At 44.9% G+C, this 15903-nt stretch carries 10 protein-coding genes and 5 tRNA genes; 9 read left to right on the top strand and 6 right to left on the bottom strand.

Annotated elements, in window-relative coordinates:
- Window positions 1-96: 96 nt before the first annotated feature.
- Entirely contained in the window at window positions 97-987 is an 891-nt protein-coding gene (gene ilvY / locus AB6D06_RS07390; protein ID WP_372101176.1) for an HTH-type transcriptional activator IlvY, read from the bottom strand.
- 146 nt (window positions 988-1133) lie between these two features.
- On the opposite strand from ilvY, the gene ilvC reads away from it, so the two are divergent.
- Window positions 1134-2618 carry a ketol-acid reductoisomerase gene (gene ilvC, locus AB6D06_RS07385; RefSeq protein ID WP_017061965.1) on the top strand — a complete coding sequence of 495 codons (1485 nt, stop codon included), beginning with the start codon at window positions 1134-1136 and terminating at the stop codon, window positions 2616-2618.
- 162 nt (window positions 2619-2780) lie between these two features.
- On the opposite strand, the gene ubiK is transcribed toward ilvC, so the two are convergent.
- The 4 genes from ubiK to AB6D06_RS07365 all read right to left on the bottom strand — a co-directional run bounded on the left by ubiK (window position 2781) and on the right by AB6D06_RS07365 (window position 7998).
- Window positions 2781-3032: a ubiquinone biosynthesis accessory factor UbiK gene (gene ubiK, locus AB6D06_RS07380; protein ID WP_017061964.1), complete on the bottom strand. Its 252-nt coding sequence runs from the start codon at window positions 3030-3032 to the stop codon at window positions 2781-2783.
- Window positions 3033-3151: 119 nt separating this feature from the next.
- Complete coding sequence (locus tag AB6D06_RS07375; RefSeq protein WP_017061963.1) at window positions 3152-6280, bottom strand: multidrug efflux RND transporter permease subunit; 3129 nt, start codon at window positions 6278-6280, stop codon at window positions 3152-3154.
- Between the two features lie 11 nt (window positions 6281-6291).
- Window positions 6292-7398: an efflux RND transporter periplasmic adaptor subunit gene (locus tag AB6D06_RS07370; protein WP_102428492.1), complete on the bottom strand. Its 1107-nt coding sequence runs from the start codon at window positions 7396-7398 to the stop codon at window positions 6292-6294.
- An 18-nt stretch (window positions 7399-7416) separates the two neighbouring features.
- Window positions 7417-7998 (bottom strand): TetR/AcrR family transcriptional regulator, encoded by a 582-nt coding sequence (locus AB6D06_RS07365; protein ID WP_198137852.1) that lies wholly within the window; start codon window positions 7996-7998, stop codon window positions 7417-7419.
- A gap of 180 nt (window positions 7999-8178) precedes the next feature.
- Between AB6D06_RS07365 and rep the strand changes: the two genes are divergently transcribed.
- Window positions 8179-10197: a DNA helicase Rep gene (rep, locus tag AB6D06_RS07360; RefSeq protein ID WP_372101177.1), complete on the top strand. Its 2019-nt coding sequence runs from the start codon at window positions 8179-8181 to the stop codon at window positions 10195-10197.
- Window positions 10198-10278: 81 nt separating this feature from the next.
- On the opposite strand, the gene AB6D06_RS07355 is transcribed toward rep, so the two are convergent.
- Window positions 10279-10692 carry a cytochrome c5 family protein gene (locus AB6D06_RS07355; protein WP_017063036.1) on the bottom strand — a complete coding sequence of 138 codons (414 nt, stop codon included), beginning with the start codon at window positions 10690-10692 and terminating at the stop codon, window positions 10279-10281.
- Between the two features lie 298 nt (window positions 10693-10990).
- Between AB6D06_RS07355 and AB6D06_RS07350 the strand changes: the two genes are divergently transcribed.
- From AB6D06_RS07350 to AB6D06_RS07320, 7 genes are all read left to right on the top strand, one after another.
- A tRNA-Arg gene (locus tag AB6D06_RS07350) sits at window positions 10991-11067 on the top strand.
- Between the two features lie 48 nt (window positions 11068-11115).
- Window positions 11116-11191: transfer RNA gene (locus tag AB6D06_RS07345), tRNA-His, on the top strand.
- Between the two features lie 77 nt (window positions 11192-11268).
- Window positions 11269-11345: transfer RNA gene (locus tag AB6D06_RS07340), tRNA-Pro, on the top strand.
- A gap of 44 nt (window positions 11346-11389) precedes the next feature.
- Window positions 11390-11465: transfer RNA gene (locus AB6D06_RS07335), tRNA-His, on the top strand.
- 55 nt (window positions 11466-11520) lie between these two features.
- Window positions 11521-11597 (top strand) — tRNA-Pro (locus AB6D06_RS07330).
- Window positions 11598-12487: 890 nt separating this feature from the next.
- Complete coding sequence (locus AB6D06_RS07325) at window positions 12488-14215, top strand: ABC transporter ATP-binding protein (protein WP_017060132.1); 1728 nt, start codon at window positions 12488-12490, stop codon at window positions 14213-14215.
- Between the two features lie 94 nt (window positions 14216-14309).
- On the top strand, window positions 14310-15863 hold the full coding sequence (locus AB6D06_RS07320) for an ABC transporter substrate-binding protein (protein WP_017060133.1): 1554 nt from the start codon (window positions 14310-14312) through the stop codon (window positions 15861-15863).
- Window positions 15864-15903: the final 40 nt, after the last annotated feature.

Genomic DNA, 15903 nt, shown 5'->3' with positions numbered 1-15903 from the left:
ATTTCACAATAATTCATCAATCTTAATTAGATCACATTTTTACTTTAATTGGTATTATCTGTGACTCCACACTTGCTTGTTATCACTTATAGATAACTAGTCTTGAAGGTATTTACCTTCAGCGATCTGCCAAAATGCTCTAATTAACGGATTTTCTAACTGCGATCGCTTACAGCACACTCCTAATTCAAACGGCTTGATTGGCTCTATTTTTAAGCGGTCGACTTTATCTCTCACAGGACTGTTGTTGATTACAACGTCTGGCGCAATACCAACCCCACAACCTAGCGCAACCATGCTTACAATCGCCTCATGACCTGATACCTGAGCGTAAATGTTGGGCTTTATCTTCATCTTTTTGAACCATGCGTTCGCACGTTCTCGTGCAGTACCTGCTTCTGGGATGATAAAAGGTACTTCATTCCAGTTTGGTTTATCTGATTGCAGCTGCTGGCTAAAACTACTCACACCGGATGGGATGATGACTGACAGTGGTATATCGCTGATGGTTTCGAACTCTAATCTTGAGGGAAGAATGTCTGGCTTCGCTGAGATAGCAATATCTGCTTCATCATTTAAAATATTGTCGATGGATTGAGCTGGATCGCCTGTAGAGAGCTTAAATTCAATGTACGGATGAATAGCTCTGAATTCGGTTATGAGCTCAGGTAGGTGACTGTAGCTAGCCGTTACTGAACAAAATATACGGATCTCACCTTTAAGTTCTTGCTCTCCGCCCTTCAGGTGAAGGTTATATTGCTGCCACTCTCCCACGATGCTCAATGCTACAGGCAATAGGTGTTTTCCTGCTGGGGTAAGATCAACACTGCGGTTGTCTCTGATTAGCAGTTCTTGTCCTGTTTCCTCTTCAAGCTTTTGTATCTGACGGCTCAGCGCTGAAGGACTGACGTGCATAGCAGCAGCGGTTTTGCTGAAACTCTTGCTGTCGCATAAATGTATAAATAATTGTAGAGATTTTATGTTCATGTTCTGCGATCGTTTCCATGTTGCATTTATTGCAATAACTAATTGTGAATATATCACTTTCAGCAACGGAGTGTCTGTTTTAGTATGAAGTCATTCGATAGAGAGATATCGACCTTACGGACTTATTTTTAAAGGAGTGCCCTAGAATGGCTAACTATTTCAATACATTAAACCTTCGTGAACAACTAGACCAATTAGGTCGTTGCCGCTTTATGGATCGTGAAGAATTCGCGACAGAAGCTGAATACCTTGAAGGTAAGAAAATCGTAATTGTTGGTTGTGGTGCTCAAGGCCTAAACCAAGGTCTAAATATGCGTGATTCTGGTCTAGACGTATCTTACGCTCTACGCCAAGCGGCAATTGATGAAAAGCGTCAATCATTCAAAAATGCTGATGAAAACGGCTTTGTTGTGGGTAGCTACGAAACGCTAATCCCTCAAGCAGACCTAGTAATCAACCTTACTCCTGATAAGCAACACACAAACGTTGTTGAAACAGTAATGCCTCTAATGAAGCAAGGCGCTGCTCTTGGTTACTCTCACGGCTTCAACGTTGTGGAAGAAGGCATGCAATTACGTGCTGACCTTACTGTAGTAATGGTTGCACCTAAGTGTCCTGGCTCTGAAGTTCGCGAAGAGTACAAACGTGGCTTCGGTGTACCAACACTTATCGCTGTTCACCCAGAAAACGACCCTAAAGGCGAAGGTTGGGATATCGCTAAAGCTTGGGCTGCAGGTACTGGTGGTCACCGTGCAGGTTGCCTAGAGTCTTCTTTCGTAGCAGAAGTTAAATCTGACCTGATGGGTGAGCAAACTATCCTTTGTGGCATGCTACAAGCGGGTTCTATCGTATCTTACGAGAAGATGATTGCTGATGGCATCGAACCTGGCTACGCAGGCAAGCTTCTACAATACGGTTGGGAAACGATTACTGAAGCACTTAAGTTTGGTGGCGTAACTCACATGATGGATCGCCTATCTAACCCGGCTAAAGTTAAAGCGTTTGAGCTTTCTGAAGAGCTTAAAGACCTAATGCGTCCGCTTTACAACAAGCACATGGATGACATCATCTCTGGTCACTTCTCTAGCACAATGATGGCTGACTGGGCGAACGATGACGTGAACCTACTAGGCTGGCGTGAAGAGACAGGCGAAACTGCATTCGAAAACTACCCAGCTTCTGACGTAGAAATCTCAGAGCAAGAGTACTTCGACAACGGTATCCTAATGGTTGCTATGGTTCGTGCCGGTGTTGAGCTAGCATTCGAAGCTATGACGGCATCAGGCATCATTGATGAGTCTGCTTACTACGAATCTCTACATGAGCTTCCACTAATCGCAAACACAGTTGCTCGTAAGCGTCTTTACGAAATGAACGTTGTAATCTCTGATACTGCTGAGTACGGTAACTACCTATTCGCTAACGTAGCAACACCGCTACTACGTGAGAAGTTCATGCCTTCAGTAGCAACGGACGTCATCGGCCGTGGTCTAGGTGAGACATCTAACCAAGTTGATAACGCTAAGCTAATTGAAGTAAACGAAGCTATCCGTAACCACCCTGTAGAATACATTGGTGAAGAGCTACGTAGCTACATGAGCGACATGAAGCGTATCGCTGTTGGCGGTTAATCTTCCAGTTCATCACTGAATAAAAATAGCCCTGAACATTTGTTCGGGGCTTTTTTATGCTTGCAACTATTTTACCGGTGAAGGCTTGATAGATTGAGGAAAAAATAAAGGCTTACCCGAAGGTAAGCCTTTATTCGAACTTGAACTGATTGAAAAAAATGACTATTTGTCTGAAAGCTTTGCTTCTAGTTCAGCCAGTTTTTGTTCCATTTCAGTGAGCTTCTGGCGAGTGCGAAGCAGTACTTGTGTTTGAACATCAAACTCTTCACGGCTCACAACGTCTAGCTTGTTGAGTTGGCCTTGGATAACTTGGCGAACTTTTTGGTCTACGTCTGAACCAAGCTCTTTTACTGGTTGAGGCATAGAATCGTGGATCTGCTTAGCAATTTGCTCTAGTTTTTTTGGATCAAACATATCAATTAAAACTCCTGAATATTTATCACTATTCTATTTAATCACATCAAAGATGTCGCCTATGGCGTACAAAAAAAAGCCACCGAAGTAGCCTTTTTATTGTTAATACGACAGGGAAATTACTTATTGTTAGCTAATTCTCTGTGCGCCGCTTTTGCTTCATCAACACGGGCCAGCTTCTCGAGATCTTTATCTTCGAGGAAAACTGGAATTGGTTTATGTTTTTCGGCTAAGTAGCTATAAATAACCGGCAGAACAAACAGCGTAAACAGCGTACCAATCGCCAGACCAGCAACGATAACAATACCGATACTAAAGCGCTGAGCTGCACCTGCACCCGTGGCGTACATCAGTGGGATCAGGCCTGCAATCATCGCCGCTGTTGTCATTAGGATTGGACGTAGACGTACCCTTGCCGCCTCCATAACCGCCTCTTTGCGTGATAATTTATTATGCAGCTGCTCTTCTTTTGCTACCTCACAGATCAAGATACCGTGCTTGGTAATCAGACCAACCAAGGTAATCAGCCCCACTTGCGAGTAGATGTTCATCGTCGCTGCGCCCCAAGCGAGCGCAATCAATGCACCACATATTGCGAGTGGCACCGACACCATGATAACCAATGGATCTTTTAACGACTCAAATTGAATCGCCAGAACCAAGAAGATGATCGCCAGTGCTAAACCGAACGTCACATACAGTGCGCTGCCTTCTGTTACAAACTGACGCGACTCACCCATGTAGTCATGGTTATAGCCTGCAGGTAATTTGGTTTGGGCAATGTTTTCAAACCAGTTTACCGCATCACCCATCGCCGCGCCCGGCATAGGAACCGCACCGACCGTCGCTGAGTTCAACTGGTTGAAGTGAGGAAGAGAGCGAGGCTCTGCCACCACATCAATTGTTACCAAGCTACCGAGAGGAACAGCATCACCATTGCTGGCTCGAACGTAGTAATGATTCATTGACTCTGGGTTTAAGCGGAACTTACGCTCAACCTGAGGGATCACTTCATAAGAACGACCGTTGAGGTCAATACGGTTAACGTAACCATCCGACATCATGGTGCTTAGGGTGACACCGATATCTTGCATCGTTACCCCATAAGCGCCCGCCATATCTTTATCAATTTGAATCTTCATCGTTGCTGAATCGTAGTTCAAATCAAGGTCAGAGTAGACAAAGAGAGGGCTATCTTTCACATCCGTTAAAATATCGGTTGCGATAGCGAATAAGCTCTCAAAGCTGCTTGGTGTGGTAATCACAAACTGGAGTGGTAGACCAGAACCGGCACCCGGCAACTCTGGCATTTGGAACGCGGTTACTGCCATGCCTGGGATATCTTGTAGCAATCCACTGATACGGTTCGTTACCTCAGATTGGCTAGCCGTGCGCTCACTCCATGGCACCATTGAGGCAATACCAAATGCTTGGTTTGAGTTTGGTACACCAGTGAAGGATTGAGCGTATTGGATTTCAGGCTGGGTCACCAAGATACCGCTCACGTCATCCATCGTGTTACTTAGGTAGTCTAGGTTAGCCGTTGATTGACCAGTACCAATCATCATCACCACCCCTTTATCTTCTGCAGGGGCAAGTTCACTTGGGATGAATTTAAACAGCATCGGCAAGCTTAAAAATACAATGACCGCAAAGCCAATGATAACCGGACGATGATCCATGATCGCATGCAGCATCTTAGAGTAACGGCCTGTCATACGATCAAGTACGCTGTGTACCTTCAGTTCAAACTTACTCGGCTGTGCATTTTCTTTTAGCAGCTTTGAACACATCATTGGAGACAGTGTTAAAGCGATGATTCCAGAAACAAATACCGCGCCAGCGAGGGTTAATGCGAACTCTTTAAACAGCGAGCCTGTGATACCACCCATCATTGCGATAGGGGCATAAACCGCGCCCAATGTCAGTGTCATTGCAATAACCGGTACTGCAATTTCACGGGTACCAATGATGGCAGCCCTGAAAGGAGATTCCCCCAATTTGACGTGTCGATCGACGTTTTCCAGTACTACGATTGCATCATCAACCACTAGACCGATTGCTAATACCATCGCCAGTAGCGTCATTAAGTTCCATGAGAAACCCATGACTTGCATCACCATCGCAACACCAACCAGCGATAAAGGGATGGTTACGATAGGAATGATAACCGCACGCAATGAGCCTAAGAATAGCGTGATAACCACTAATACAATCAGCGCGGCTTCAACAATCGTGTGTATAACCTCTTGAATGGATTCATTAATCGCAATGGTTGAGTCATACATGATATTCATGCTGATATTGCTTGGTAGGTTTCGCTCCAACTCAGGATACAGCTGCATAACATCAGCAGCAATGTTGATCGGGTTAGCACTTGGCGCTGCATTGATGGCGGTTACAACCGTTTGTTTGCCATTAGCACTTGCGCGAACCACATCGTGGCTTTTTTCTAGTGAAACCTTAGCAATATCACCTAAGCGAACAATAGAACCGCCATTTTGACTGGTTTTGACCACCAACCTTTCTAATTCATCGGTATTGGTTACTTGGGTATTGGCACTGCCGTTGTACAGCATAAACTCACCAATTGCTTGGCCAGTTGCTGATTGGTAGTTGTTTGCATTAAGCACCGTCATCACGTCAGTGGCTGTCAGGTTTAATGCTGCCATTTTGGAAGGATCAAGCCATACACGTAATGCGTATTTGATCCCGCCGTACAAGTCGACCTTTGATACGCCGTTAACGGTAAACAGTTGTGGGTTAACCACTCGCTCAAGGTAGTCGGTAATTTGGCTTGCAGAGAGTTCATCACTCGTAAAACCAATGTAGAGTACCGCCGTTGTTGAACCGGTAGACATAGTTACGGTTGGATCTTCGGCTTCTTTAGGAAGCTGAGAACGTACCGAGTTAGTCTTGGCCAGTATGTCAGACAGCGCGGCATTCGGGTCGGTATTGAGCTTCATATTGACCGTAATAGTCGAGCTACCGAGTACGGACTGCGACGTCATATAATCAATATTATCGGCTTGAGCGATCGCTTGTTCTAATGGCTGAGTTATAAAGCCTTGGATCAGATCGGCACTGGCACCGTAATAGCTCGTCGTGACCGTCACGATCGTATTTGTCATGTCTGGGTATTCACGAACCTGCATTTTGAAGATTGCTTGGAAGCCAAGCAATGCGATCAAAAAGCTGATTGAAATAGCCAGAACTGGACGTTTAATAAAAACATCAGTAAAGCGCATGATTCCTCCAATTACAGCATTGGTGTTTCAGCTGGCGGCGTCGTTGCATCACTTTCTACAACTCGAACTTTAGCATTGTTACTTAAACGAACTTGACCCGTTGTCACGACAACATCGCCAGGCTCTACGCCTTCCAGTATGTGAGCAATACTTTCTGTACGTTCACCTACTTTCACCACTTGTTGTTTCACACGCTGCACACCATCTTCTTCACGTAAAATATAAACATTGTCACCGTAAAGTGTGAAAGTGATGGCCGTCTGAGGCAGTGTCACTTGGTTTGCTAGTTTAGGTAGAATGATGTTAGCGCGCGCAAACATACCGCTACGTAACTTACCATCGTTGTTTGGGATATCGGCTTGTACTTGGATAAGACCACTTTGGATGCTAACCGCAGGCTCAATGGCACTAATAGAACCTTTAAACGGTTTTTCTGGGTATGCATCAACGAAGATGTCGATCGCCTGACCAACCTCAATACGAGAGATGTCATTTTGAGAAATAGTGAAGCGTAGGCGCATAACACTGGTGTCTTCTAGGCGAACGATGTCAGTGCCAGATTGTAGGTATTGGCCTAGATACACATTACGAATACCGACAGTGCCGTCAAACGGAGCGCGGATCTCGCGACGGGCAATCGATGCTTTTAGGCTTTCAATATCAGCAGATAGAGAGTAGTAGTTTGCTTCTGCTTCATCGTATGCTTCTTTTGAAATAGAACCTTTCTTATACAGGCCTTGGTAGCGTTTGTATTTTGCTTTTGCCGCAGGCAGGCGAGCTTCAGAACTCTTTAGATTTGCCTTTTCTACGCCAGAATCAAGACGAACAAGAAGCTGGTCATTTTTAACATCAGTACCAGAACCAAAAGAGATTTGGTCAATAACACCGCTGGTTTCGTTCGCTAGCGTGACACCTTGGTTAGGTTCTATGAAGCCGATAGCTTCAATTACTGGAACCCAGTCGATCGGCTGAACTTCAGTAACCGTTACTGGAAACTCTGGTTCAGGGCGGTTGGCCATATACTCAGCAATTTTTTGTTGTTTGAACATGTTGAACCCAATAACGCTGCCGAAAAGAAGTACAGCGATGAGTAACATGAAGAAAGTCCACTTTTTCATTATGGTCAAAACTCCGATCTAGTGTTTAATTATTGCATCCCAACTGGCTTCTATTGCAGATTCTAGTTCTGCCTCGTCGAGTTGGTAAAATCCTAAAGAATGCTTTCGCGCTAGAGATACACTAGCCGCTAAGCTCAAGCCGCTTAATACTTCATTATCAAGTGGTTTAAACAGTCCTTGCTCTTTACCCTCATTAAATAGCAGCTCAACTTGGGCAAACATTTTACGTTCTAGTTCCCTGAAGTTTAGGCTATTTGTGATGGGCAGTGAGTCATATTGAACCCGATTTTTTATCGCGGCTAAGTTCGTTCCCGCTAAGTTCCATATGTTCAACCACATAGTACGGTAGCGTTGCTTAATTGGATCCGAATCATCAACCCCTTCTTGAACAGCATCTGCTACTCGTTGAGTCACGAGCACTCGAACATCATCTATCAAGTGGTCTTTATCGTCGAAGTAGCGGTAGATAGTGCCTGCAGCAACTCCCGCCTCTTTGGCTAATTTTTGCATTGAAAGGCCTTGAAAGCCGACCTCCGCAATGAGCTTTTCAGCGGCAGAAAGTATTTGTTGGCGTTTATCCTGAGGTGCATGAGTTGTCATTATTCCATCACCAGTGAATGAACGTTCATTCATTATAGCCCAAGAACCATACACATGTGCAACAAAGTTTTACACAAGTAGCGTAAAAATCTTGTATAAGAGAACGTAGCATTCGTGGTGTTGCAGCATTATTATAGGCGCGCAATTGAATTCGCTCCTCTAGACCAAATTGAGAATCAAATGAGACTGAACCCAAGACAAGATGAAGCCGTGAAGTATGTTTCTGGTCCCTGCTTAGTATTAGCGGGCGCTGGATCGGGTAAAACACGTGTTATCACCAACAAGATTGCTTACTTGGTTCAAGAGTGTGGCTACAAGGCTCGTAATATTGCAGCGGTAACCTTTACCAATAAAGCGGCACGCGAGATGAAAGAGCGTGTGGGTCAAACTCTAGGTAAAGGTGAATCTAAAGGTCTGATCGTTTCAACGTTCCATACCATGGGTTTAACCATCATTCGCCGAGAATACAAAGCGCTGGGTCTGAAAGCAGGCTTCTCGCTGTTTGATGACCAAGACCAGTTAGCTCTACTTAAAGAACTAACCGAAACACAGATCGATGGTGATAAGGATCTGCTGCGTTCTTTGATGAGTACCATCTCAAATTGGAAGAATGACATGCTGACGCCAGATCAGGCGAAAGCAAGAGCTCAAGGTGAACAAGAGCAGTTGTTTGCATTCTGTTTTGAGATGTATCAGAAGCAGATGAAGGCCTATAACGCACTCGATTTTGATGATCTGATTGCGATGCCAGTATTGCTACTGAAAACCAATCAAGAAGTGCGTGAACGCTGGCAGTCTCGTATTCGTTATTTGCTGGTCGATGAATATCAAGATACCAACACTAGCCAATATGAGTTGGTTCGTTTACTGGTGGGTGAACGTGGTCGTTTGACGGTCGTAGGTGATGATGACCAATCTATTTACTCATGGCGTGGCGCAAAACCACAAAACTTGGTTTTGTTAGGTGAGGATTACCCGAACCTACGCTTGATCAAACTAGAGCAAAACTACCGCTCGACCAGTCGAATTTTGCGAGCAGCGAACATCTTGATCGCCAACAATCCGCACGTCTATGAGAAGTCACTGTTCTCTGAGATCCCAGATGGTGAAAAGCTCAAGGTATTAAATGCTAAGAATGAAGAGCATGAAGCAGAGCGTATTACCGGTGAGATCATCGCCCACAAGTTTTTGAATCGCACAGAATACAAAGATTACGCAGTGCTTTACCGCGGTAACCACCAATCTCGCTTGATTGAAAAAGCCTTGATGCAGAACCGTGTGCCTTACAAAATCTCAGGCGGTACATCCTTTTTCGCCAGAGCAGAAATTAAAGACATCATGGCTTACCTACGTGTGTTGGTGAACCCTGATGATGACAACGCCTTCCTGCGTATTGTAAACACACCACGTCGTGAGATCGGCCCAGTTACGCTTGAAAAATTAGGCAGCTACGCCAACATGCGCGGTAAAAGCCTGTTTGAAGCCAGCTTCGAAATGGGCTTAGAGCAAACGCTGACGGGCCGTGGTTTGGAAAACCTGCGTCGTTTCAGCGATTGGATTGTTCGTATCTCGGATAATGCAGAGCGTGGTAATACAGTTGAGGCGGTTCGCTCTTTGGTTCGTGACATTAATTACGAAGATTGGCTCTACGAAACCTCTCCAAGCCCGAAAGCCGCTGAAATGCGAATGAAGAACGTCTCTGATCTGTATAGCTGGATTGTGGCCGATCTTGAGGGTGACAACTACGATAAAGAAGAGAAAACCCTGCGCGAGGTGGTTCAACGTTTAACGCTGCGCGATATGATGGAGCGTGGTGAGGATGATGACGATGCAGATCAAGTCCAATTAATGACATTGCATGCATCGAAAGGTCTAGAGTTCCCATATGTATTCCTGATGGGTGCAGAAGAGGGCATCTTGCCGCACCAAACCAGTGTCGATGAAGGCAACGTAGAAGAAGAACGTCGTCTTATGTATGTGGGGATTACTCGAGCGCAGAAAGAGCTGACTTTTACTAAGTGTCGTGAACGTCGTCAATATGGTGAATTAATAAAGCCAACACAAAGCCGCTTCCTCGATGAGCTGCCGCACGATGATGTGGAGTGGGAAAGCGTTAAGAAGCCTCAATCCGCTGAAGAAAGAATGGAAAAAGGGCAGGCGCACATTGCGAATATTCGAGCGATGTTCAACAAGAAGTAATGCCCTACTTTAATCGCACTATATAGAAGCCAATAAAAAAGGTGACCATGAGGTCACCTTTTCTGAATCTGGCATTTTTAATTACAGACCGGCAATCATGTGCTCGATAGCATCTTTGATTTCGTCGTCTGAACAATCCATACATGAACCTTTCGCTGGCATCGCATTGAAGCCGTTGATTGCGTGGTCAGCTAGAATGTCGCGACCTTGAGCAATGCGAGGACCCCAGTCACCAGCATCACCTGTTTTAGGTGCGCCACTTACGCCAGATGCGTGACAAGCGATACAAAAGGTACCGTAAACTGCTGCGCCATCACGAGGGCCTGTTGGTTCTGCGGCTACTGGCTCGCTGCCGACTAGGTAAACTTGGCCAACTGGTTTGATGCGTTCAGCAATTGCATCGTGCTCCGCTTCGCTTAGGCCTGCAGCCATTGCGCCAGTTGAAAAGGTTAAAACTGCGATGACAACGCTTAAAATTCGACGAGACATATCCATTAAACTCACTTTACATTCCCAAGGTAAGTACATGCTTACCAATTTATAGTGTTGGAAGGGTGTTTTGGCTTTAACCAGCAAAGAGCAACTGTTAAACCAATGTAAATAATGGGTGATTATATCCCGATAAGTTGTTGCAATAAACAACAACTTATAAGCTGTGGCGGGTTGTAGTACTCAAATAAGGGGTTTATCACATATTAACTGTCGAAAAAGAGACCAAACAGAAAAAAAAGTTAAAAAAGTACTAGACGGCATTGGGTGATATACGTATTATTCCACTCCGCCGACAGGGCATGCGCCTGTAGCTCAGCTGGATAGAGCGTTGGCCTCCGGAGCCAAAGGCCGAAGGTTCGAATCCTTTCAGGCGCGCCATCCGGTCTCTTACTTCGGTAAGTGAGAAATTGGCAAAAAGAAATAATGGTGGCTATAGCTCAGTTGGTAGAGCCCTGGATTGTGATTCCGGTGGTCGCGAGTTCGAATCTCGTTAGCCACCCCATTCTTTCTTTACAAAATATCGGTAGCTTCGGCTTCCAGTGTTGATTCATTATTCCCAAGAGTCGATACAAAACTAGTCGGTGAATAGCGCAGCTTGGTAGCGCATCTGGTTTGGGACCAGAGGGTCGGGGGTTCGAATCCCTCTTCACCGACCACTATTTCAATAATCGCTTTTAAGCGGTTATATAAAAAATTAGTGGTGGCTATAGCTCAGTTGGTAGAGCCCTGGATTGTGATTCCGGTGGTCGCGAGTTCGAATCTCGTTAGCCACCCCATTAATTTTGGTAGCTTCTTTGAAGTTCCCAGTTTGAGAAATCAAACGAAACGTCTCGGTGAATAGCGCAGCTTGGTAGCGCATCTGGTTTGGGACCAGAGGGTCGGGGGTTCGAATCCCTCTTCACCGACCACCTTAAGAAGCCCTAGTCGAAAGACTAGGGCTTTTTTACATCTGAAACTTAGATAACTTGAACAGAGTGGGGTTCGCCTGATGTTCAAAGAATGTCTCTTCACTGATCACTTAAGAAGCCTCAACTAGCCGTCCGCGTCAGAAATGACGGGGCTTCTTACATCTATCTCCCCTTCTTATATAAGACAGATTCCTAACGATCTGCTTGATAATGGTGCTGCTACAGAGTTGCTTTCTTTATCAAATGTACAGTTCTATATCTAATTTTATATAAATGGAGTGCTCAATAATTCGATATATTAATGGGTTTGGTCTAAAGACTTTTATGAAAAGTGAAACCTGACCCTAAATTTGCTCACTAAGGCCTGAATTTGACAGCTTTGTACGCATTTGGTCGTTCAAAAACTCCTCTGATTTATTAGGCCTTTCGTTTGTCTGTTTTGTATTTACCAAAATAATACAGATGGTTAAATGTATGGCTAATTAACGTTTATCTGGTTGTTTTATTTGTTCAAATTAACAAAATTAGCGCTTGTTTCTATAGTGTTAATTGTTTTTTGGAATAATTATTTGTTTTTAGTGACTGGTAGTGAGATCTGCTTTGAAGCACGGCTTTAACTCTACAAGTAAGTAGTGGTAAGGAGTTTGTGAGTATTTCTTGCCGATAATATAATGTTGATTTTTCTTACTATATGCTCTTTTGGTGAATAGTTATGTGGCACTTTTGCTTGCTAAGCGTTTAATGTCGACTTTTTATCCTATTTTTGTTGCTTTTCTGTGAATTATTTGCCAAATTGTCAACCGTATAAAATATCAGAACAATATTCTGGTAAGAATGGATTCAATTTTGCAGACAGGGCAGAAAGCTGCCAAAGCAGTAGAGGTCTGGTAATGTCACTTTTAGAAGTAAAAAATCTTCGTATCGAATACCCATCTCGTCATGGAGTTCACGCCGCAGTTAAATCACTTTCGTTCAACATTGAACGTGGTGAGATTGTTGGTGTTGTAGGCGAGTCTGGTGCAGGTAAATCAACAGTAGGTAATGCTGTGATCGATTTGCTGAGCCCTCCTGGCCGCATTGCTAGCGGCGAGGTATTTCTGGATGGCGAAAAAGTCTCTGGTTTATCTCCTGAACAGATGCGTTCTGTTCGCGGCTCAAAGATTGGTTTTATCTTCCAAGACCCAATGACTTCTCTTAACCCTCTATTCACAGTAGAACAGCAGTTAAAAGAGACGATTCATGCCAACATGAAGGTTTCGGATCAAGAAGCCTACCAGCGCTCATTAGACTTGATGAACCAAGTGGGTATCCCACAACCAGAAAACCGTTTAAAGCAGTACCCTCACCAATTCTCTGGCGGTATGCGTCAGCGTGTGGTTATCGCGATCGCATTGGCAGGTGAACCTGACCTAATCATCGCAGATGAACCAACAACAGCACTGGATGTTTCTATCCAAGACCAGATCTTGGGTTTGATTCGCGACCTATGTATTAAGAAGAACGTAGGTTGCATGTTGGTCACGCACGACATGGGCGTGGTATCTAACGTTACCGACCGCGTAGCCGTTATGTATCGTGGTGACTTAGTTGAGTTTGGCCCAACAGCGAAAGTTCTGGGTACTCCTGAGCACCCATATACACACAGTCTTATCTCTGCGGTTCCTCGTTCGGATCGCAAACTCGATCGTTTCCCTCTTGTTAGCTACATCGAAGAAGCACAAGAGATGGAACCATTGGATGTGAAGAACCACTGGTTAGGTCAAAGCCAAGATCACCGTGATTACACTGGCCCTCTGTTGAACGTTGAGAACGTAAACTTACGCTTTACTACCAAAGATTCTTTCTTTGAGAGCCGTCGTGAGTACGTTCAAGCATCAAACAACGTGAGCTTTGAAGTGCATGAAGGTGAGACGTTTGGTTTAGTAGGTGAATCAGGTTCAGGTAAATCAACGATTGCTCGTGTGATTGCTGGCTTGTACGCACCAAACTCAGGCAAGGTAACGTTTGAAGGCGTTGATCTTACTGGTCTGAAATCTGAAAAAGAACGTCGCCCTATGCGTCGTCAAATGCAGATGGTTTTCCAAAACCCTTACACATCAATGAACCCTCGAATGAAGATATTCGACATCATTGCTGAACCTATCCGATTCCATAAGCTTACTCGCAACGAAAATGAAACTCGTCAGATCGTGAACGACCTGCTAGAGCACGTGGGTTTAGGCAAAATGGCTGGGGTGAAGTACCCACACGAATTCTCAGGTGGTCAACGTCAGCGTATTTCTATCGCTCGCGCTTTGGCGACTCGCCCACGTCTTTTGATTTGTGATGAACCAACATCGGCACTGGACGTGTCGGTACAGGCTCAGATTCTTAACCTACTAAAAGACTTACAAGACGAGCTAAACCTAACCATGCTGTTCATCAGTCACGATCTACCGGTTATTCGCCAAATGTGTGACCGTGTTGGTGTGATGCAGATGGGGACATTATTGGAGGTTGCGCCAACGGAGCAGCTGTTCCAATCACCTCAGCATGAATACAGCAAACAACTGATTTCTTTAATGCCTGAATTTACAGGCTTAAGAGAAGAAAAAGCAGTGGCACAAGCCGCGGTATAAAAATCAGCAGGCTGGAGTTTAGCTTGCTAACAACAATAAACAGACGCAAATACAACAACTAGGGATCTGGATTCCCGCATGAAGGAGTTATGCAATGAAAACCATGAAAAGCAAATTAGCAGTAGCTTTAATGGCAGCTGGCCTAAGCTTTAGTGCAGCAGCAGCAGATATTACCGTTGGCTACGCAGCTGACCCAGTATCACTTGACCCGCACGAGCAGCTGTCTGGTGGCACACTGCAAATGTCTCACATGGTGTTTGACCCTCTAGTACGTTTCACTCAAGAGATGGATTTTGAAGGCCGCCTAGCATCTAGCTGGGAGCGTGTTGATGAAACGACTTTCCGCTTCAACCTACGTAAAGGTGTGAAATTCCACTCTGGTAACGAACTGACTGCTGATGATGTTGTGTGGACTTTTGAACGTCTACAAGCTTCTCCAGACTTTAAGTCTATCTTCACGCCATACGAAAAAATGGTAAAAGTGGATGACTACACAGTTGAGCTAGTATCAAAAGCGGCTTACCCACTAGTACTACAAACAGCAACTTACATCTTCCCAATGGACAGCAAGTTCTACTCTGGCCAAACAGCGGAAGGTAAAGACAAGTCTGAGCTAGTTAAGCACGGTAACTCGTTTGCTTCGACTAACGTTTCAGGTACTGGTCCATTTATCGTAACGCAGCGTGAGCAAGGCGTTAAAGTAACGTTCGAGCGTTTCAACGATTACTGGGACACAGAAACTGAAGGCAACGTAGACAAGCTAACACTTGTGCCAATCAAAGAAGACGCGACACGTGTTGCAGCACTTCTTTCTGGCGACGTTGATATGATTCACCCAGTAGCACCAAACGATCACAAGCGTGTTAAAAACGCTAAGAACATCGATCTAGTGACGCTACCTGGTACTCGTATCATCACGTTCCAAATGAACCAAAACAGCAACGAAGCACTTAAAGATGTTCGCGTTCGTCAGGCGATTGTTCACGCAATCAACAACGAAGGTATCGTTAAGAAGATCATGAAAGGCTTCGCAACAGCAGCTGGTCAGCAAAGCCCAACAGGCTACGCGGGTCACAACGAAGACCTAGTTCCTCGTTACGATCTGAAAAAAGCGAAAGAGCTGATGAAAGAAGCGGGCTACGAAGATGGCTTTACGCTAACTATGATGGCTCCAAACAACCGTTACGTGAACGATGCGAAAGTAGCGCAAGCGTCTGCGGCAATGCTGTCTAAGATTGGTATCAAAGTTGATCTTAAAACTATGCCTAAAGCACAGTACTGGCCTGAGTTTGACCTATGTTCAGCAGACATGATGATGATCGGCTGGCACTCAGATACAGAAGATTCAGCTAACTTCAACGAGTTCCTAACTATGACTCGTAACGAAGAGACTGGCCGTGGTCAATACAACTGTTCTGGCTACTCAAACCCAGAAATGGATGCGATCGTAGAAGCTTCTAACACTGAAACTGACCCAGTTAAGCGTGCTGAAATGCTGAAAGGCGTTGAAGCAACACTTTACAACGACGCAGCATTCGTACCGCTACACTGGCAAAGTGAAGCGTGGGGCGCGAAGTCTAACGTAGGTGCAGCAGACGTAGTAAACCCAATGGTTATGCCTTACTTCGGCGACCTAGTTGTAAAATAATCTAGCTTGCTAGAATCGAGAGCCTGAAGCTTTTCAGGCT

This window comes from Vibrio sp. 10N.239.311.G01 (assembly GCF_041465805.1).
GTDB classification, from domain to species: Bacteria; Pseudomonadota; Gammaproteobacteria; order Enterobacterales; family Vibrionaceae; genus Vibrio; species Vibrio crassostreae_C.
Note: the sequence above shows the minus strand (reverse complement) of the source record. Positions and strands in the feature narration are given on the sequence as shown.

Coding starts and splice junctions, on each gene's coding strand:
- ilvY (WP_372101176.1), bottom strand. CDS start 987: ATGAACATAAAATCTCTACAATTATTTATACATTTATGCGACAGCAAG.
- ilvC (WP_017061965.1), top strand. CDS start 1,134: ATGGCTAACTATTTCAATACATTAAACCTTCGTGAACAACTAGACCAA.
- ubiK (WP_017061964.1), bottom strand. CDS start 3,032: ATGTTTGATCCAAAAAAACTAGAGCAAATTGCTAAGCAGATCCACGAT.
- AB6D06_RS07375 (WP_017061963.1), bottom strand. CDS start 6,280: ATGCGCTTTACTGATGTTTTTATTAAACGTCCAGTTCTGGCTATTTCA.
- AB6D06_RS07370 (WP_102428492.1), bottom strand. CDS start 7,398: ATGAAAAAGTGGACTTTCTTCATGTTACTCATCGCTGTACTTCTTTTC.
- AB6D06_RS07365 (WP_198137852.1), bottom strand. CDS start 7,998: ATGACAACTCATGCACCTCAGGATAAACGCCAACAAATACTTTCTGCC.
- rep (WP_372101177.1), top strand. CDS start 8,179: ATGAGACTGAACCCAAGACAAGATGAAGCCGTGAAGTATGTTTCTGGT.
- AB6D06_RS07355 (WP_017063036.1), bottom strand. CDS start 10,692: ATGGATATGTCTCGTCGAATTTTAAGCGTTGTCATCGCAGTTTTAACC.
- AB6D06_RS07325 (WP_017060132.1), top strand. CDS start 12,488: ATGTCACTTTTAGAAGTAAAAAATCTTCGTATCGAATACCCATCTCGT.
- AB6D06_RS07320 (WP_017060133.1), top strand. CDS start 14,310: ATGAAAACCATGAAAAGCAAATTAGCAGTAGCTTTAATGGCAGCTGGC.